Genomic DNA, 18,527 nt, shown 5'->3' with positions numbered 1-18,527 from the left:
GGGCGGCAGAGGGGGGATTCCTGTCTATCGGGTGTCGAGAATCACCCCCCAGCGCCCGTCGATCAGGCCGCGGCGCGCACCTCGTCGTGGTCGCCGGCGAGCTCCGTGCGCACGAGCGCGGCGACGAGCCGGGCGTACTCCTTCCGGCCGTCGGCGAGCCTCTCGAGGCCCTTCGCGTCGTCGGCGAGGTCGAGCTCACGGGCGGCGCTCAGCGCGCGGTCGTCGGCGAACGGCGCGACCTCCGGCCACGCGACCTGCACCTCGCGGAAGAAGATGTCGACGCCGACGTCGCCGACGCCCTTGGCCTCCTTGAGGAGCTCGCGTTCGGCGCCCGGGTCGCGGTCGGCCTCGTCACGGAGCTTGCGCAGGTCGCCGTCCCAGCGCTCGTCGACGAGCTCGGCGACGTCGCCGAGCATCGTCGCCGTCCGCTCCTGGTAGCGCGTGTAGCCAGCGTCGTTGAGCGCGGAGACGCGGTCCTCCCACGAGGACTCGCGCATCGACCCCGCGCTCCGCCATCCGCGACTCGAGAGGTTCCGGGCCGCCTCGGCGGCGATCCCCGCGTCGATGCGCGCGCTGAAGAGCTGCGCCGCGGTGAGGAGCCGGAAGAGCGCCGACGGCTTGGGGTCGTCGAGATCGATGTTGAGCTCCTCGGCGAACGTCCGGCCGCGGCGGTCGAGGAGCGCGTGGGCGATCGATGACTTCGACATGCCGACCGCTACCCGGACGCGGGTGCCGCATGCGTCCCGGATGCCCTTCCCGGGTATGCGCGCGGCATGGCGTCCTCGACGACGACGGCGGCGCCGGGGAGCCTCTTCGACGGCCTCCCGGCCCACGAGCGCGCACTGCTGCGGCGCGCGCCGGTCCCCGCACGGGTCGAGCCGATGAAGGCGGTGCTCACCGACGAGCGATTCACCGATCCCGCGTGGGTCTTCGAGCGCAAGCTCGACGGCATCCGCTGCATCGCGACGGTCGAGGCCGGGCAGGCCCGCCTCGTGTCGCGCAACGACCTCAGCCTCGACGCCCGCTTCCCCGAGGTCGTCCGCGGGATCCGGCGTGCCGCGCGGGCCGACGTCGTGCTCGACGGCGAGATCGTCGCCTTCGAGGGTCGGGTGACGAGCTTCGCGCGGCTGCAGCAACGCGGTGAGCGCCCCGTCGACATCTACCTGTACGCCTTCGACCTGCTCCATCTCGACGGGTGGGACACGACGGCGCTCCCCCTCAGGACGCGCAAGGCGCTCCTGCGGCGTGCGGTCGCCTTCGGCGACGACGGAGTCGTCCGCTTCACCCCCCATCGCAACCGCGACGGCGAGGCGCTCTACGCGGAGGCCTGCGAGAAGGGGTGGGAGGGGCTCATCGCCAAGCGCGCCGACGCGGCCTACACGCACGGCCGCTCGCGGGACTGGCTGAAGATGAAGTGCTCCGCCGAGCAGGAGCTCGTCGTCGGCGGCTACACCGCGCCACGCGGGAGTCGCGAGGAGCTCGGCGCGCTCCTCCTCGGCCACTACGAGGACGGGCGGCTCCGCTACGCCGGGAAGGTCGGGACGGGGTTCACCCGCGAGATCCTGGCCGACCTCGCCGCCCGTCTCGCGCCGCTGCGGCGCGAGGACTCGCCGTTCGCCGACGCCGTCCCCGGCCGCGACCTGCGGTGGGTCGAGCCGCGACTCGTCGCGCAGGTCGGCTTCACCGAGTGGACGCGCGACGGTCGCCTGCGCCACCCCCGCTTCCTCGGCCTGCGCGAGGACAAGCGCGCCGAGGAGGTCGTCCGCGAGCGACCGGCGGCGGGGGCGGCGTCGTGAGCGCGGAGGTGCGCGCGGGCCGGCGGCGGATCGCGATCAGCAGCGAGGACCGCGTGCTCTTCCCGCGCGTCGGCCTCACGAAGGCCGGGCTCGCCCGGTACTACGCCGACGTCGCGGAGGTGATGGTTCCGCACGTGCGCGACCGGCCGCTCGCCCTCCACACGTTCCCGCAGGGCATCGAGGGGGACGGGTTCTTCCTCAAGGAGGCGCCCCGTCACTTCCCGGACTGGATCGCGACGGTCGAGGTCCCGAAGCGCGAGGGCGGGACGATCCGGCAGGTCCTCGCCAACGAGCCGGCGACGCTCGTCTATCTCGCCGGGCAGAACGCCGTGACGCCGCACGTGTGGACGAGCCGCGCGGACCGCCTCGAGCGGCCCGACCGCCTCATCGTCGATCTCGACCCGTCGACCGCCGCGTTCGCCGAGGTCCGCGCGGCGGCGCGCGACACGCGCGACCTCCTCCGGGACCTCGGCCTCGAGCCCTTCGTCATGACGAGCGGCTCGCGTGGCCTCCACGTCGTCGTCCCCCTGCGTCGCACGGCGGACTTCGACGAGGTCCGCGGGTTCGGCCGCGACGTGGCCGCCGCCCTCGCCGAGGAGCACCCGGGCGCGCTCACGACCGAGCACCGCCGTGACCGGCGCGGCGACCGGATCTACCTCGACGTCGGGCGCACCGCCTACGGGCAGCACGCCGTCGCGCCGTACGGCGTGCGGGCGCTGCCGGGTGCCCCGGTCGCGACGCCCCTGCGCTGGGAGGAGGTCGACGACCGGCGCCTGGACCCGCAGGGCTGGAGCGTCGCGACGATCGGCGCCCGGCTCGCGGAGGCCGGGGACCCGTGGGCCGACATCGCGCGGCACGCCCGCGCGGTCGGTCCGGCGGCGCGCGCCCTCGCGCGGCGCGCGCCCGCGCCGGCGGCGCGCGCGTCGTAGCCTGTCGTCGCGATGACCCTCGCGCCGCCCGGCGGCTTCCTCGTCGGACACTGGACGGACCCCGTCGGCAGGACGGGCTGCACGGCGATCCTCGCGCCGGAGGGGGCGGTCGCCGGCGGAGAGGTCCGCGGGGGCGGGCCCGGGACGCGCGAGCTCGACGTCCTCGCGCCGTCGAGCGGACCGCGCCTCATCCAGGGACTCTGCTTCGCGGGCGGGTCCGCGTTCGGTCTCGCGGCCGCCGACGGCCTCGTCGGCTGGCTCGCGGACCGCGGCGACGGTCACGCGACGCGGCTCGGCGTCCGCGTCCCCCTCGTCCCCGCGGCCGTCGTCTTCGACCTCGCGCGGGGCAGCGCGGACGCGCGGCCCGGCGCCGCGGAAGGTCGCGCGGCGTGCGAGGCGGCGACGACGGGCGTGCCGGAGCGGGGACTCGTCGGCGCGGGGACGGGATGCGCCGCGGGCAAGCTCCTCGGCCCGGACGGGTGGACGCCGACCGGCGTCGGCTGGGCCGCCGAGGACGTCCTCGGCGCGCGCGTCTGCGCGCTCGCGGTCGTCAACCCCGTCGGCGAGGTCGTCGACGCCGACGGCACCGTCCTCGCGGGGTCGAGGAGGCCGGGCGGCGAAGTCGTGCGCACGGCCGATCTCCTGCGCAGCGGCGAGGTCGTCCCGCCGGCACGCGAGGCGACCGTGCTCGTCGCCGTCCTCACGGACGCGCGCATCGACCGCACCGAGGCGTGGATCGTCGCGCGCTCGGCGAGCGCCGGGGTCGCCCGGGCGGTGCACCCGGTCGCGACCCCGTTCGACGGCGACGTCGCGGTGTGCCTGAGCACGGCGACCGCCGACGTCGACCCGCTCGTCCTCACCGCGATCGTGCAGGACGTCGTCGCCGACGCCGTGCGCGACGGCGCCCGCTCGGCGCGCTGAGGGTCAGGCGCGGCGGGCGCCGCCGCCGGTCAGCCGGCGGGCGGCGTCCACTTCACCGGCATCGAGTGGATGCCGTTGAGGAAGTTGCTCACGACGAACGTCGGCTCGCCGGCGAGGTCGAGGTCCGGGAGGTTCTCGTAGAGATGGATGAGCGCGGCCTTGCCCATCTCGCGGCCGAGCGCCGAGCCGATGCAGAAGTGCGGGCCGCCGGCGCCGAACGCGAGGTGGTTGGTCGCGTCCCGCGTGATGTCGAACGTGCCGGCGTTCTCGTACTTGTCCTCGTCCCGGTTGCCCGAGACGTACCACATGACGATCTTCTCGCCCTCCTTGATCGGCACGCCGCGGATCTCGGTGTCGACGAGCGCGGTGCGGCGGAAGTGCTGGATCGGCCCGCAGTAGCGGAGCGTCTCCTCGACGACCTTCTCGGCCATCCCCTGGATGTCGCTCAGGAAGATCTCGCGCTGGTCGGGGTGCGTCGAGAGGAGGTGGACGGCGCGCGCGATCGTGTGCCGGGTCGTGTCGTTCGCCGCCGAGCCGAGCAGCGAGAAGAACGACGCGATCTCCCAGTCCTCGAGCTTGCGGCCCTCGAACTCGGCTTCGACGACCCACGTGACGAGGTCGTCACCGGGCTCGACGCGGCGCTTCTCGGCGACCTCGAGCGCGACGTCCTGGATGCGCATCGCCTCGTCGGCGTGCGTCGTGATGGCGTCGCGGCCCTGCGCCGCCTCCGGGTCGTCCCACGCGAGCATCTTCTCGGCGGCGTCCATGAGGATGTGCTGCTGCTCGGAGCCCTGCTCGACGCCGAAGAAGTGGGCGAAGATGCGGCCCGGCATCTCCTTGGCGAAGAGCTCGCAGAACTCGCCCCCGCCCTTGTCCTTCATCTCGTCCACGAGCTCGCGCGCGTGGTCGTGGATCCAGTGCTCGATCGTGCGGACGTTGCGCGGGGTGAAGGCGGTCGAGACGATGCCGCGCTGCTGGCGGTGCTCGGCGCCGTCCATCGCGAGGAACGAGTGGGCGGCGATCTGGACGATCTCGGGGAAGTCCTCCATGACGATGCCCTTGCCCGAGCAGAAGCGCTTCGGGTCGCGGGAGACCTCGCGGCAGTCCTCCCACTTCCACACGGACCAGAAGCCGGGCGTCTCGTCGTCGGGCGGCAGCAGCGTCGACTCGTACGGCCGGTGGTAGGACACCGGGCACTCCTCGCGCATCTTCGCGAAGACCTTCTCGCGCTCCTCGAAGGGCTTCGCCCAGAAGTCCCGGGCCGCGATGTCGTACTCGGCTCCGGGGATGTGGGGGCGATCGGCGATGTCGGTCATGCTCCGAGTCTGCCCGGCGCGCCACGCGCGGACATCATCCGGTCGGGGGGCGGGCGTCCCGAGGGAGGGGGACGGCGGCCGCGCCGACGACGGCCGCCGTCGATCCCTCAGCGCTGACCGGCGCGGAGCCGCTGGCGCGCGATGAGCGTCGAGATCGCGACGCCGGCGATGAGCGCGCCGCCGTTGAAGAGCTGCTCGACGAACGGGTCGGTCCCGCTGATGATGAGCCCCGACGTCGCGCTCGCGATGAAGAAGATCGCGACGAGCGTGCCCACGACGTTGAAGCGGCCGGGCTTGATGGCGGTCGCGCCGAGGAACGCCGCGGCGATCGCCGGGAGCGTGAAGTTGAACCCGAGCTGCGGGTCGCCGGCGCCCGAGCGCGCGAGCTGGAGGATGCCCGCCGCGCCCGCGATCGTCCCGGAGAGGACGAACGACCGCAGCACGATCCCGTCCACCTTCATCCCCACGAGCCGGGCCGCCTCGGGGCTCGAGCCGACGGAGTGCAGCGAGCGCCCGAACGGGGTCTGCTCGAGCACGTACCAGACGAGGAAGGCGGCGACGGCGAGGACGAAGAGGGTGTTCGGGAGGCCGAAGGACTTGTCGGTGCCGAAGTCGTTGATGCCCTGCGGGATCCCGGTGACGATCGGCGTCGAGTCGGAGATCCAGGCCGCGAGACCGCCCAGGACGGTCGACATCCCGAGCGTCGTGATGAGCGAGTTGATGCCCATCCGCGCGACGAGGAGCCCGTTCACGAGGCCGACGAGGGTGCCGGCGAGGACGCCGAGCGCGAGGCAGAGGCCCGTCGGCAGGGCGGTCTCCGAGAGGAGCGTCGCCGCGAGGACCGACGAGATCCCGACGACGGCGCCGACCGAGAGGTCGAACTGCCCGGCGACGAGCGGGACGACGGCGGCGAGCGCGACGATCGCGAGGACCGACTGGTTGCCGATGATGTTCTCGAGGTTCGCCGAGGTGAAGAAGATGTCGCTCGTCTGCGACCAGACGGAGAACCAGGCGACGACGAGGCCGAAGAGGAGGACGAGGCCGTAGCGCTCCCCGAAGGCGAGCGCCGAGTCGCGGTCGACGCGCGGACGATGCGCTCGCGGCGTCGGCGTCGGCGTGGGCGTGGGCGTCGACATCGACGCCGACATCTCGACATCCGGCAGACGGGACTCGGTGCTCATGAGACTGCTCCTTCAGGTGCTCCGTAGCTGAGTTCGGTGAGGCGGGCGGCGGTGAGCTCGTCGCCGGCCGCCTCTCCGGCGAAGCGGCCGCCGCCGAGGACGAGCACGCGGTCGCACATGTGCGCGAGCTCCTCGAAGTCGGACGAGACGACGACGGCGCCGGCGCCGGTCGCGACCGCGTCACCGACGAGCGCGTAGATCTCCGAGCGCGCGCCGACGTCGACCCCCTGGGTCGGCTCGTCGAGCAGCAGGACCCGCGGGTCGCGGCGAAGCCACCGCGCCAGCACGACCTTCTGCTGGTTGCCGCCGGAGAGGGCGGAGAGCGGGGCCGATGCCGACGGCGTCTTGATGAGGAACCGCTCGATCGACGTCCGGGCATCCGCGCGTTCGCGACGCGCGTCCATCCGCAGCCCCCTCCAGTACGAGGAGACCTGGCCCGCCGAGAGGTTCTCCCGGATCGAGAGGTCGGCGAAGGCCGCCATCCCGGCGCGGTCCTCGGGGACGTAGGCGATGCCGGCCGCCATCGCGTCGCGCGGATCGCGCAGCCGGACCTCGCGCCCGCCGACGGACACGGTGCCCGAGATGAGCGGGCGCGCCCCGAAGATCCCCTGCAGGAGCTCGGTGCGTCCCGAGCCGAGGAGCCCGGCGATCCCGAGGACCTCGCCCGGCCAGACCGCGAACGACACGTCGCGGACCGGGCCCGTCGAGAGCCCGAGGACCTCGAGCGTCGCGGCGCCCTCGTCCCCTGCGGCCGGGCGGGGCGCGCGCGCCGGGTAGACCCGGTCGAGCGACCGGCCGACGACGAGCTCGATGAGCCGGTCCTCCGTCAGTCCCTCGGCCGGGACCGTCGCGACGCGCTCGCCGTCCCGCAGCGCGGTCACGCGGTCGCCGAGGTCGAGGACCTCGTCGAGCCGATGGGAGACGTAGACGATGGTCTGGCCGGCAGCGGCGTAGCGCCGGATCGCCGTGACGAGGAGCTCGACCTCGTGGGCCGGCAGAGCCGCGGTCGGCTCGTCGAGGACGAGGACGCCGGAGCTGCCCGACTCGACGTCCTGGAGGGCGCGGGCGATCGCGACCATCATGCGCATCGCCGGGCCGAGGCTCGCAGCGGGGGTGCGCGGCGTCGCGTCGATCTCGAAGCGCTCGAGCACCTCGCGGGCGCGCCTGTCGAGCTCCCGCCAGCGGATCCGGCCGGCGGCCCCGGTCGGGTAGCCGCGGCCGGCGGCGAGGTTCTCGGCGACGGAGAGGTCCGCGAAGATCCCGGCGTCCTGATGGACGAAGCGCAGGCCGGCCGACCGGGATCGCGCGGGCCCCCACGACGAGAGGGCGTGGGTCTCGCCGTCGAGCTCGAGACGGGCGCCGGGGTCGGCGGTCTCGACGCCGGCGAGGATCTTGATGAGCGTGGACTTGCCGGAGCCGTTGCCGCCGACCAGGGCGTGCACCTCGCCCCGCGCGACGTCGAGGTCGACGTCGCGCAGAGCCCGTGTGCTGCCGAAGGTCTTCGACAGGCCCCGGAGGCGCAGGACGGCGTCGCCGCCCTGCGCGCCCGAGACCCCGGCCATCACCCCACGCCCCAGATCTTCTCGTAGGCCGCGCGGTGGTCGACCGGCTTGCCGTCCTTGACCGGCACCCACGGGCCGGAGGGCGGCAAGTTGTTGTCCTTGTCCCAGATCTGCCATCCGATCCCGGACTCGACGGGCTCCTCCCCGGCGAACAGGCGGTTGAGCGTGTCGACGGCGTGGTAGCCCGTCCAGTCGCTCGGGAACCCGTCGCCCGCCGTCTGCTCGCCCGTGCCGGCACGGACGAGATCGGCGTTGGGCGAGAAGCCCTCGCCGCCGACGACCTCGATCTCCCCGGCGCGCCCGGAGGCCTTCACGCCCGCGCCGACGCCCGCGAGGACGAGGCCGTCGTAGAGCGTGTAGACCGCGTTCGCGTCGGGGTTCTTGAGGAGGGCGGACTGCGTCTTCTGCTGCAGCTTCGGCCCGACGTCCGTCCCGGTGATCGGGACCACCTCGACGATCTCGCACGTCGGGCAGTCCTCCTTCATGCCTTCCTGGAAGCCCTCGCGGATGTACTTCACGACGAGCAGCTCGTCCTGCTCGAACATGACGACCTTCGCCTCGCCTTCGAGCTTCGCGGCGATCCACGCGGCCGAGTTGCGCGCCCAGTCCTTCACGGCGTCGCGATAGTTCTCGCTGCCCTGGATCATCGTCCCGGCGTCGAAGACGGGCTCGCCGCCCACGTTCGGGTCGTCGCAGTCGAACGCGTAGAAGCTCACGATCTTGATCCCCGCCTTCTTCGCCTGCTGGAGCGGGGAGCTCGCGGTCGCGCAGTCGATCGCGTCGAGGATGATGCCGTCGGCCTTCGCGGCGACCGCCTGGCCGACGCCATCGGCGAACTTCGCCGGGTTGAACTCGCCGTCGTACAGCTTCGCGTCCCAGCCCATCGCCTTCGCCGCGTCCATCGCGGCGGCGCTCCCGGCCTTGCAGGAGATCACCTGCTCGCCGCACGAGATGACCCAGACCGACTTGCCTTCCTGAGCCTTCGGACCGCTCGTGGGCGGGTCGCCGATGTTGCCTTCGTAGGCGGCTTCGAGACGGGCCTCGTAGCCGCTCGACCCGCTCGCGTCGGCGGGCGCCGCGGTGGGCGCGCCGGCGCGCTCGGACGTCGCGTCGTCGTCGTCGCCGCACGCGGCGACGCCCAGGGTCAGGACCGCGGCGACGGCTGTCGCGCGGATCCACGCTCCGATGTGCATGTGCTTCCTCTCCTGCTGCTGCGACGACTCCTCCCGTCGTCCATCGCGTCGGCCTCGCCACGCGGGCGGGTGCCGATGGTGGGTAGAGACGCCTGCAGCGGCCCCTGCCGCTGCCGCAGGGGAGGGCGGAGGGCCAGGTCCTGCACGTGTGTCTCCGTGGTGGCCATGGCTCTCCTCACTCCGCGGGCGAACGTACGCGCGCCACGCGCACCGGTGAGGGAGGTTTCGCCCCCATGGCCCCACAAGGGGACACGAGGATCCCCCCAGCGGGTGGTGGCGCGTCGCCGTCGCGACGCGCGTCGCACGCCGCGGCTCTCAGGAGCGTGAGGCTGCGGCGCTCAGGAGCCCGACTTGCGCTGCGCCTTCGCCTCGGCGGCGGCGGCGGCGAGGCGGTCGGCCTCATCGGCGGCCGCGAGGGCCTCCTCGCGCTCCTCGAGCGCCTCCGAGCGCTCCTCGAGCACCTCGAGGCGCTCGTCGCGCTCCTTCTGCTCGAGGGACGCCTCACGGCGGGCCTCCGCCGCGCGCGCCTCGCGCTTGCGGCGCTGCTCGACCTCCTTCGCGCGCTTGCGCTCGGCTTCGGCCTCGCCACGGGCCTGCTGCTTGCGCTGCGCAGCGCGGCGACGCGCGTTCTCGCGATCCTCGCGTGCCCGCTCACGGCGGACGTGGAGGTCGTCGTCGGCGGTCGCCGCGCGATCCTGCGCCTCCTCGTGGAGGCCGACGGCGCGGGAGCGCTCGTCGGCGGCGGCGCGGCGGCGCATCCCGTCGGCCGTGAGGGCCTCGTCGCCCAGTGCGGCGCCCGCGGTCCGGCGGATCCTCGCGTCGAGGCGGTCGACCAGGATCGCCGCCCGGTCGGATGCCGTCCCGGGCAGGAGCCGCGCGGCGGCCTTCGCGGGCAGGCGGGCGGCGGTGAGGGACGCGCCGAGGGCGGCGCGGGGGGCTGTGCGGATCATCGGTCCTCCTGGGGGTCGAGGATGTCGGCGCGCTCCTCGGCGCGCTCGGCGGCCGCTTCGGCCTCGGCGGATTCGACGGCCTCGTGCGCGCGGTCCTCCACGGCCCGGCGCTCCATGCGGTCCGCCACGCGCTCGCCGGCCTCCTCCTCGACGGCGGCGCGGCGCTCCTGGGCGGAGGCGTGCGCCTCGGCCGCTCGCTGCGCTTCGGCGCGGTCGGCCTCGGCCGCCTTCTCCTGCTCGGCCTCGGCGACCTCGCTGCGCAGCCGGCGCTGCTCGGCTTCCGCCTCGGCGCGCTCGGCCTCGAGACGGGCCTCCGCGTCGGCCTTCTCGGCGGCAGCCCGTCGTCGACGCGCGTCGATCTCCGCGTCGGCCTGGGTCTCCTGCAGCCGGCCCTCGCGGGCGAGGTCGTCGCGCCCGGTGAGGTTGCCGGTGATCTCCTTCGCCTTGCCCACGGCCCTGCCGAGCAGGCCGCCGGTCGTCTTCTCAGCCATGTGTCGCTGCTCCCGGATCGGGGTCGGACGTGGCGGCCTCGCTACCCGGTGCGCCGGAGCTTCATCCACGAGCAGCGCGCCGCCCGCCGGCGCGGGGCCGGCGGGCGGCGGCGCGGGTCAGTAGCTGAAGACCGTCGCCGGCTCGTCGCCGACCCACTCCCACAGCGGCGTCGCGCCGGCGACGCGCGCGTTGCCCACGAGCTCCGCGTCGTCGAGGCCGCGGGACGTGACGCAGATGGGGCAGACGAGGAGCTCGCCGCCGGCTTCGGCGTACTGCGCGAACAGACGCTCGAGCGGCGGGCACCCCTCGCACGCGACGCCTTCGGCCTTCCCGGGGAGGGCGAGGTGGACGGCGTCCTTGGTGAGGAACATCGCGACCTGCTTGCCCTGCGCGGCCGCGGCGCCCCCGACGAGGAACGCGATCATCACGCGCTCGGGGTCCTCGAGGCCCGTGGCGAGGTTGACGACGACCTTCGCGCTCATCGCCGTCACGCCTTCCTGGCGAGGAGGGAGATGCTCGTGACGCCGTACTTCCGGGTCGCTCCGTCCGCGCGCTCGGAGAGGAACCGGTACGCGTCGTTGGCGCGCCACTCCTCGACGACGAGCCCCGCGCGCTCGACCGCCGCGCGGTACGCGTCGCGCTGCATCGCGCCGCCGATGCACGCCGCCCACAGGGCGGCGTCGCACGTGACGCCCTCCGGGAGCTGGTGCTCGGTGACGATGTCGGCGAGCGCGAGGCGGCCGCCCGGCCGCAGGGCGCGTGCGGCCGCCGTGAACACCGCGTCCTTGTCGGGCGAGAGGTTGACGACGCCGTTGGAGATGACGCAGTCGACCGAGGCGTCCTCGACCGGCGGGGCCTCGATGTAGCCGTCGCGGAAGTCGCAGTGCGCGAGGCCCGCCGCGGCGGCGAGCTCGCGCGCCTTCGCGAGCTGGGCCGCCGTCATGTCGACGCCGATGACCCGTCCGTCCGCGCCGGTGGCGAGGGCGGCGAGGAAGCTGTCGGTCCCGGAGCCGCTGCCGAGGTCGAGGACGGTCTCGCCCGGGCGGACGGCGGCGAGGTCGAGGAAGTAGCCGACCCCGGCGAACGAGTCGATCGCCGCGGCGGGGATGCGGTCGAGGTCCTCGGCCGGGTAGCCCAGCCGCTCGCACAGGGCGCGGCCGGTCTCGAAGTGGAACTCCCGCTCGGGCTCGAGCGCGACCTCCTCGTACATCGTCTTCACGCGCTGCTCCAGCTCGGAGGTGTCGAGCCGGCGGACGTCGGTGGTCATGGGACCCTCTCCTCGTGTGGTGATGGTGTCGCTCGGCGCCGGCGGCGCTCGAGCCGGGGAACGTCTCTCCGTCAGGCGGCTCTCCGCCGCCGCGTCGTGGTCTCCGCCAGTCGCCACTCCGGCCAGCCCTCCTCGAGGCGCCGGGCGCGGCGGCCGGCTGCCTCGAGCCGCCGGACCGCGTCGTGCGCGTAGGCGCAGAAGGGCCCGCGGCAGTACGCGACGACCTCTCGGTCGACGGGGAGCTCGTCGAGGCGGTGCTCGAGCTCGTCGATCGGCACCGAGATGGCGCCGTCGATGTGCCCTGCCTCGTACTCCTCGCGCGGGCGCACGTCGATGAGCACGACGTCTCCGTCGCGGAGCCGGTCGAGGAGCTCGTCGCGGCCGAGCGCGTCGACCTCCTCGCCGAGGTAGTCGCGCGCCGCTCGCTCGACCTCCCCGAGCCGCGAGACGGCCGCGTCGCGCAGCGCGAGCCAGAGGCGGAGGGCGTCGTCGCCGGCGAGCGCGTAGCGGACGCTCGTCCCTTCCCGGGTGCGGGACACGAGCCCGGCGGCGTGGAGCGCCTGCAGGTGCTGGGAGGCGTTCGCGGTCGACTGCTCGCTCGCCCGCGCGAGCTCGTCGACGGTGCGGGGCGCCTGCGCGAGGAGGTCGAGGAGCTCGAGGCGGCGTGGGCTCGCGAACGCCTTGCCCATCACGGCGATCGAGTCGAAGAGCGTGTCCTTCTCGCGTCGTGAACCCATATATGCTATTCAATAGATCACTTGAAAGCTTGTCAAGCGACGATTGGAGGCCCTCGTGTACTTCCGCCAGCTCCTCAACGACGAGACCGCCTGCGCCTCGTATCTCCTGGGGTGCAAGTCCCGGCACGCCTTCGGCGTCGTCGACCCCCACGCCGGTCTCGTCGACGACTACGTCGCGCTCGCCGCCGCGCAGGGGGCGGAGATCGTGGCCGTGCTCGAGACGCACGTCCAGGCCGACCACGTCTCGGGCCTGCCCGAGCTCGTCGCGCGCACCGGGGCGACGGCGTACCTGCCGGAGGGGGCGGGCGTCGAGTTCGCGCACCATCCGCTCGCGGACGGCGAGACGGTGACGCTCGGCAACGTCGACCTCACCGCGCTCGCGACGCCGGGACATGCGGCGGCCCACCACGCCTACGTCATCACCGACCACACGCGAGGCGACGAGCCGTGGCTCGTCCTCACCGGCGACGCGCTGCTCGTCGGCGACGCCGGCCGGCCGGACCTCCACGCCGGCGGCTCGCACTCGGTCGAGGACATGGCGCGACTGCTCCACCGCTCGCTCGTCGACGGCATCCTCGCCCTGCCGGACCACCTCGCGCTCTTCCCGGCCCACTACTCCGGGTCGGTGTGCGGCCGAGGGCTCTCGGCGACCCCGGTCTCGACGGTCGGGTTCGAGCGCCGCCGCAACGCGGCGCTGCGCCACGACACGGAGGAGGCGTTCGTCGAGGCCCTCCTGCGCGACATCCCTCCGGCGCCGGAGCACCAGGCGGAGATCGTCGCGGCGAACCGCGCGGGCCGGCCGCGCGCCGGGACGGCGTGAGCGCGCCGGTCGTCCGCCTCGGCCTGCGCGAGAACGCCGCGCAGTTCGGGCTGCTCGTCGCGATCAACGCGTTCGTCGGGGCGATGGTCGGCCTCGAGCGCACGACCCTGCCGCTCGTCGGGCAGGAGGACTTCGGCCTCGCGTCGAGCACGGCGGTCCTCTCGTTCATCGTCGCGTTCGGCGCGGCGAAGGCCGTGACGAACCTCCTCGCGGGCAGCGGCGCCGAGCGGTTCGGCCGCCGGCGCCTCCTCGTGACCGGGTGGGCGATCGCGCTCCCCGTCCCGCTCCTCATCGCCGTCGCGCCCTCCTGGGGCTGGATCGTCGCCGCCAACGTCCTGCTCGGCGTCAACCAGGGGCTCGCCTGGTCCATGACCGTCGTCATGAAGATCGACCTCGTCGGACGCGCGCGCCGCGGTCTCGCCCTCGGCCTCAACGAGGCGGCCGGCTACGGCGGCGTCGCTCTCTCCGCGGGCGTCACCGGCTGGCTCGCGTCCGAGTTCGCGGCCCGCGACGTCCTCGTCGTCGCCGGCGCCGTCATCGCCGTCGTGGGGCTCGTCCTCTCCGTCCTCTTCGTGCGCGACACCGCCGGTCACGTCGCGCTCGAGCAGGCCGGTCACGCAGAGGGCGCGGACGGGCGCGCCCCCCGTCTGCGCGAGGCGTTCGCGCGGGCGACCTACCGGGAGCCCGCGCTGCGCTCGTGCTCGCAGGCGGGTCTCGTCAACAACCTCAACGACGCGCTCGCCTGGGGGCTCGTCCCCCTCTTCCTCGCGGCGCGCGGCGCCGCCGTCGACGAGATCGCGCTCGTCGCCTTCCTCTATCCGGCGGTGTGGGGCGTCGCGCAGATCGGCGCCGGGCACCTCTCCGACAGCGTGGGGCGCAAGCCGCTCATCGTCGCCGGGATGCTCGTCCAGTCGGTCGCCCTCGCGCTGCTGGCGGCGGGAGACGGCGACGTGCCGGTCTCGGCGGCGTCGGCCGTCCTCCTCGGCCTCGGCACGGCGCTCGTGTACCCGACGCTCATCGCGGCGATGTCGGACGCCGTCGCGCCCGTGGCGCGGGCCCCCGTCGTGGGCGTCTACCGGTTCTGGCGCGACAGCGGGTACGTGGCCGGGGCGCTCATCGCGGGCGGCGTCGCCGACGCGCTCGGGTACGGCGGGGCGGTCGGCGTCGTCGCGGGCCTCACCTTCGCCTCGGCGCTCTGGGTCCTCGTCGACATGCCGCGGCGGGCGACCGGGGCCGAGGCGGTCGTCCCCGCCGTCGCCGCCGAGTGAGCTCGCCGCTTCACGAGGAGTGCGCGTGCGCGCCGAGCTGCGCCTCGACCCGCGCCACCTCCTGCTTGACCCCGACGAAGCTGTCGGGCGTCACCGAGATCGAGTCGATGCCGGACTCGACGAGGAACCGCGCGAAGGCGGGGTCGTTGCTCGGCCGCTGGCCGCACAGGCCGACCTTGCGGCCGGCCTCGTGGGCGCCGGTGATGAGCTGCTCGATGAGCCGGGTGACCGCGGGGTTGCTCTCGTCGAACTGGTCGGCGAGGGCCTCGGAGTCGCGGTCGATGCCGAGCGTGAGCTGGGTGAGGTCGTTCGAGCCGATCGAGAAGCCGTCGAACCTCTGCGCGAACTCGTCGACGAGGATGATGTTCGACGGGATCTCGGCCATGACGTAGACCTCGAGGCCGCCGGCGCCGCGCTCGAGCCCGGCGTCGCGCATCGCGTCGAGCACGCGATCGGCCTCGTCGATCGTGCGGCAGAAGGGGATCATCACGACGACGTTCGTCAGGCCCATCTCCTCCCGCACGCGCCGCAGCGCCCGGCACTCGAGCGCGAAGCCCTCGCGATAGCCGGGGTGGCCGTAGCGGCTCGCGCCGCGCCAGCCGATCATCGGGTTCTCCTCGTGCGGCTCGAACCCGCCGCCGCCGATGAGCTTCGCGTACTCGTTCGTCTTGAAGTCGCTCATCCGCACGATCACCGGATCGGGGTGGCGCGAGGCGGCGATCTGCGCGATGCCCTCGGCGAGGCGCTCGACGAAGTACTCGCCCCGGTCCTCGTAGCCGGCGGTGAGCTCCTCGATCTGCCTGCGGGCGTCCTCGTCGCGGACCTCGTCGAAGCGCGCGAGCGCCATCGGATGCACCTTCACGTGGTTGTCGACGATGAACTCCATCCGGGCGAGCCCGACGCCGTCGGCCGGCAGCCGCCACCAGCGCGCGGCCGCCGAGGGGTCGGCGAGGTTGAGCATGACCCTGGTGCGGGTCTCCGGCAGGCCCTCGAGGTCGATCTCCTCCTCGTCCCACGCGAGCCGGCCGTCGTAGACGACCCCCTCGTCGCCGCCGGCGCACGAGACCGTGACCTCCTGGCCGTCGGCGACGAGGTCGGTGACGCCCTCGGCGCCGACGATGGCGGGGAGGCCGAGCTCGCGGCTCACGATCGCGGCGTGGGACGTGCGCCCGCCGTGCTCGGTGACGAGCGCGGAGGCGCGCTTCATGATCGGCACCCAGTCGGGGTCGGTGCGCTCGGTGACGAGCACCGCGCCGTCGATGAAGCGGTCGATCTCGTCCGGGCCGTGCAGGCGCAGGACGGGACCGGCGGCGATGGCGTCCCCGACGGCGAGCCCGGTCACGACCCGCTCGCCGCGCTCGCGCAGCCGGTAGTGCTTCAGCTCGCCGGACTCCCGGCGCGCCTGCACCGTCTCCGGGCGCGCCTGCAGGATGAACAGCTCGCCCGTCTCGCCGTCCCGCGCCCACTCGATGTCCATCGGCCGGCCGTAGTGCTCCTCGATCGCCGCGGCCCAGCGCGCGAGCGTGAGGACCTCGGCGTCGGCGAGCACCCAGGCCGCGCGCTCGGCCTCGCTCGTCCCGGCCTCGACGGTCGTCCCGCCGTCCTGCGCGTAGACGACCTTCACCTGCTTGCGGCCGCGCCGCCGCGAGATGATCGGCCGCAGGTCCTCGCGAGCGAGGAGCGGCTTGAAGACGACGTACGCGTCGGGGTCGACGCTGCCGCTCACGACGGCCTCCCCGAGGCCCCAGCTCGCGTCGATGATGACCGCGCGCGGGAAGCCCGTCTCGGTGTCGATCGAGAACATCGTCCCGGCGCCCGCGAGGTCGGAGCGGACCATGCGCTGCACGCCGACCGAGAGCGCGACGGCCATGTGGTCGAAGCCGTTGTTCTCGCGGTACGTGATCGCGCGGTCGGTGAAGAGCGAGGCGATGCAGCGGCGGCAGGCGTCGAGGAGCGCCTCGGGTCCCACGACGTTGAGGAACGTCTCCTGCTGGCCGGCGAAGCTCGCCTCCGGGAGGTCCTCCGCCGTCGCGCTCGAGCGCACGGCGACCCCCGGGTCGCGGCTGCCGACGCGCTCGGCGAGCTGCGCGTAGGCCGTGGTGATCGCGTCGCGCAGCTCCTCCGGGAACTCGGCGCCGACGATGAGCTCGCGGATCGCGCGCCCGGTCTCCGCGAGCGAGGCGTCGCCGCGGTGCAGGCGGTCGAGGTGCTCGGTGATCGGCCCGCGCAGGTCGTTCGCGTCGAGGAACGCCCAGTACGCGCCGGCCGTCGTCGCGAACCCCTCCGGCACGTGGATGCCGGCGCCCGCGAGGCGTCCGATCATCTCGCCGAGCGAGGCGTTCTTGCCGCCGACCCGGGGGGTGTCCCCGGAGCCGAGCTCGGAGAGGTCGACGCAGTAGCGGTGCTCGGACATGGGTGGTGCTCCTGGGGACGGGTGGGGACGACGCGCTCGTGAGCCGTCGTCCCGACGGTACGGCGAGCTGGTGGGGGCGGGGTCCGTGATGCCCCGCGGGCTTGCTGCAGGGGACTACGGTGGCCGCACCCCGCGGCGCCACGCGGGCCTCTTGACAACGCCACGCGCGCCGCGGATAGTCGCGCCGCGCGGAGCGTCTCCGCGCCGGCCGCGGAGCGGCCGTCTCGGGGCCGGGAGGGCCCGACGAGAAAGGTCCAGCAATGCACATCACCCCGGCAGGGGGCGTCGGCGCGCGAGCGCGCCGGCTCACCGCCCTCTCCGCATGGGTCGCGGCCGTCGTGGCCGCGCTCGTGTGGGGAGCGAGCACCGCGGGCGCCGCGGTGCAGAGCGCGACGACGTCCGTCGCCGATCCGACCATCGCCAAGGGAGCGTCGACGACGGTGACCCTCTCGCTCGAGGGCACGTCGACGACGGAGTCCACGCCGAGCGACCTCTTCCTCATCCTCGACGAATCGGGGAGCCAGACAGCGGCGAACTTCCTGCAGACCAAGCAGTTCGCACGCGACGTCGTCACGAGTCTCGCCGGGCGCGACTTCTTCGCGGACGGCGGACGGATCGGCATCGTGATGTTCTCGACCACCGCGCGCACGGTGCTCCCGCTCAGCGCCGATCCGGTGGTCGTCCAGAACGCGATCAACGGCGTCGTCCAGCAGGGCGGCTACACCTGCATCGGGTGCGGTCTCGACGTTGCGAGGCAGCACTTCACGACCTCGTCGCCGCCGGGCCGGAACCGGCTCGCGATCGTCCTGACCGACGGCGCGAACAACCGCGGCACCCTCTCGGCGTCCGTCGCCGCGTCGGACGCCGCGGGCGTCGAGCGCTTCGTCGTCGGCGTCGGCTCGACGCTCGACCAGGTCGAGCTGCGTCATGTCGCGAGCGACCCCGACAGCGAGCACCTCTTCCTCGCCGCGCAGTTCGAGGACCTCGAGCAGCAGGTGGGGAGCGTCGTGGGCGCGGTCGACCGGCCGGGCGCGACGAACGTCGTGATCACGCCGCAGGTGAGCAGCGTCTTCGGGGTCTCCTCGCCGGTGGCGTCGAAGGGCGCGGTCGTGCAGTCGGGGAACGGGCTCACGTGGACGATCCCCGAGGTCGGCAGCGAGACCGTCACGCTCACCTACACGGTGACGCACGATGCGACGGCCGGGTGCGGCACGACGGCGGTGCACGACAGCATCGGATACACGGACGACCAGTCGAGCGGCGCGGTCTTCGGTCTCGGCAGCGTCGAGGTGACCGGGTGCAACCTGCCGCCGGACTGCAGCGGCGTGAGCCCGGACGTCGACGACCTCGGTGCACCGAACCATCAGCTGCGGGCGGTGACGCTCTCGGGGGCGACCGACCCGGACGGCGACCCGGTCGCCATCACGGTGACCGGCGTGACGCAGGACGAGCCGGTGCGCGGGCTCGGTGACGGCGACACCGGCCCGGACGCGGTCCTCGGCTCGTCCTCCGACGAGGTGCAGCTGCGCGCCGAGCGCGCGGGCGCCGGTGACGGTCGCGTCTACCGGATCGCCTACACCGCGGCCGACGGTCGGGGCGGGACGTGCTCCGGCGTCGTCGCCGTCGGGGTCGCCCGGGACCGCTCGGGTCCTGCGGTCGACTCCGCGCCGGCGAGTTACGAC

General features: G+C 74.0%; 17 protein-coding genes. 6 read left to right on the top strand and 11 right to left on the bottom strand.

Going from position 1 to position 18,527, the window contains the following annotated elements; translation table 11 throughout:
• Positions 1-62 precede the first annotated feature (62 nt).
• Positions 63-707: an endonuclease gene (locus ACME2J_RS10300; protein WP_495544822.1), complete on the bottom strand. Its 645-nt coding sequence runs from the start codon at positions 705-707 to the stop codon at positions 63-65.
• A 66-nt stretch (positions 708-773) separates the two neighbouring features.
• Between ACME2J_RS10300 and ligD (ACME2J_RS10295) the strand changes: the two genes are divergently transcribed.
• The 3 genes from ligD (ACME2J_RS10295) to ACME2J_RS10285 are packed head-to-tail and all read left to right on the top strand — an operon-like array spanning position 774 to position 3,646.
• Positions 774-1,796 carry a non-homologous end-joining DNA ligase gene (ligD, locus tag ACME2J_RS10295; protein ID WP_495544821.1) on the top strand — a complete coding sequence of 341 codons (1,023 nt, stop codon included), beginning with the start codon at positions 774-776 and terminating at the stop codon, positions 1,794-1,796.
• A complete protein-coding gene (gene ligD / locus ACME2J_RS10290) occupies positions 1,793-2,725 on the top strand; it encodes a non-homologous end-joining DNA ligase (RefSeq protein ID WP_495544820.1) in 933 nt (310 codons plus the stop codon). Before ligD (ACME2J_RS10295) ends, ligD (ACME2J_RS10290) begins: the two co-directional genes overlap by 4 nt.
• Positions 2,726-2,737: 12 nt before the next feature.
• Positions 2,738-3,646 carry a P1 family peptidase gene (locus tag ACME2J_RS10285; RefSeq protein WP_495544819.1) on the top strand — a complete coding sequence of 303 codons (909 nt, stop codon included), beginning with the start codon at positions 2,738-2,740 and terminating at the stop codon, positions 3,644-3,646.
• Positions 3,647-3,675: 29 nt separating this feature from the next.
• Here the strand turns inward: ACME2J_RS10285 and ACME2J_RS10280 are convergent, their stop codons facing one another.
• From ACME2J_RS10280 to ACME2J_RS10240, 9 genes are all read right to left on the bottom strand, one after another.
• On the bottom strand, positions 3,676-4,962 hold the full coding sequence (locus ACME2J_RS10280) for a cytochrome P450 (RefSeq protein ID WP_495544818.1): 1,287 nt from the start codon (positions 4,960-4,962) through the stop codon (positions 3,676-3,678).
• A 107-nt stretch (positions 4,963-5,069) separates the two neighbouring features.
• On the bottom strand, positions 5,070-6,143 hold the full coding sequence (locus ACME2J_RS10275; protein WP_495544817.1) for an ABC transporter permease: 1,074 nt from the start codon (positions 6,141-6,143) through the stop codon (positions 5,070-5,072).
• Positions 6,140-7,705, bottom strand: a complete 1,566-nt coding sequence (locus ACME2J_RS10270; protein WP_495544816.1) for a sugar ABC transporter ATP-binding protein — start codon at positions 7,703-7,705, stop codon at positions 6,140-6,142. The genes ACME2J_RS10275 and ACME2J_RS10270 overlap by 4 nt, the downstream gene beginning before the upstream one ends.
• The gene (locus ACME2J_RS10265) at positions 7,705-8,898 is read right to left on the bottom strand and encodes a sugar ABC transporter substrate-binding protein (RefSeq protein WP_495544815.1); all 1,194 of its coding nucleotides are present in this window, start codon (positions 8,896-8,898) and stop codon (positions 7,705-7,707) included. Before ACME2J_RS10265 ends, ACME2J_RS10270 begins: the two co-directional genes overlap by 1 nt.
• 338 nt (positions 8,899-9,236) lie before the next feature.
• On the bottom strand, positions 9,237-9,848 hold the full coding sequence (locus ACME2J_RS10260; RefSeq protein ID WP_495544814.1) for a hypothetical protein: 612 nt from the start codon (positions 9,846-9,848) through the stop codon (positions 9,237-9,239).
• Positions 9,845-10,339 carry a hypothetical protein gene (locus ACME2J_RS10255; protein ID WP_495544813.1) on the bottom strand — a complete coding sequence of 165 codons (495 nt, stop codon included), beginning with the start codon at positions 10,337-10,339 and terminating at the stop codon, positions 9,845-9,847. The genes ACME2J_RS10260 and ACME2J_RS10255 overlap by 4 nt, the downstream gene beginning before the upstream one ends.
• 117 nt (positions 10,340-10,456) lie before the next feature.
• The gene (locus tag ACME2J_RS10250; RefSeq protein ID WP_495544812.1) at positions 10,457-10,822 is read right to left on the bottom strand and encodes a DsrE family protein; all 366 of its coding nucleotides are present in this window, start codon (positions 10,820-10,822) and stop codon (positions 10,457-10,459) included.
• Between the two features lie 5 nt (positions 10,823-10,827).
• A complete protein-coding gene (locus tag ACME2J_RS10245; protein WP_495544811.1) occupies positions 10,828-11,607 on the bottom strand; it encodes a methyltransferase domain-containing protein in 780 nt (259 codons plus the stop codon).
• A 71-nt stretch (positions 11,608-11,678) separates the two neighbouring features.
• Positions 11,679-12,344 carry an ArsR/SmtB family transcription factor gene (locus ACME2J_RS10240; protein WP_495544810.1) on the bottom strand — a complete coding sequence of 222 codons (666 nt, stop codon included), beginning with the start codon at positions 12,342-12,344 and terminating at the stop codon, positions 11,679-11,681.
• Between the two features lie 55 nt (positions 12,345-12,399).
• On the opposite strand from ACME2J_RS10240, the gene ACME2J_RS10235 reads away from it, so the two are divergent.
• Complete coding sequence (locus ACME2J_RS10235) at positions 12,400-13,164, top strand: MBL fold metallo-hydrolase (RefSeq protein ID WP_495544809.1); 765 nt, start codon at positions 12,400-12,402, stop codon at positions 13,162-13,164.
• On the top strand, positions 13,161-14,432 hold the full coding sequence (locus ACME2J_RS10230; RefSeq protein ID WP_495544808.1) for an MFS transporter: 1,272 nt from the start codon (positions 13,161-13,163) through the stop codon (positions 14,430-14,432). The genes ACME2J_RS10235 and ACME2J_RS10230 overlap by 4 nt, the downstream gene beginning before the upstream one ends.
• Before the next feature lie 10 nt (positions 14,433-14,442).
• On the opposite strand, the gene ppsA is transcribed toward ACME2J_RS10230, so the two are convergent.
• The gene (ppsA, locus tag ACME2J_RS10225) at positions 14,443-16,845 is read right to left on the bottom strand and encodes a phosphoenolpyruvate synthase (protein ID WP_495544807.1); all 2,403 of its coding nucleotides are present in this window, start codon (positions 16,843-16,845) and stop codon (positions 14,443-14,445) included.
• A 260-nt stretch (positions 16,846-17,105) separates the two neighbouring features.
• Here ppsA and ACME2J_RS10220 point away from each other — a divergent pair.
• Positions 17,106-18,527: vWA domain-containing protein (locus ACME2J_RS10220; RefSeq protein WP_495544806.1), on the top strand; the 1,422-nt coding region annotated here is incomplete at its 3' end.

It is taken from the genome of Paraconexibacter sp., from assembly GCF_059438195.1.
This window is presented reverse-complemented; position numbering and strand designations above follow the sequence as displayed.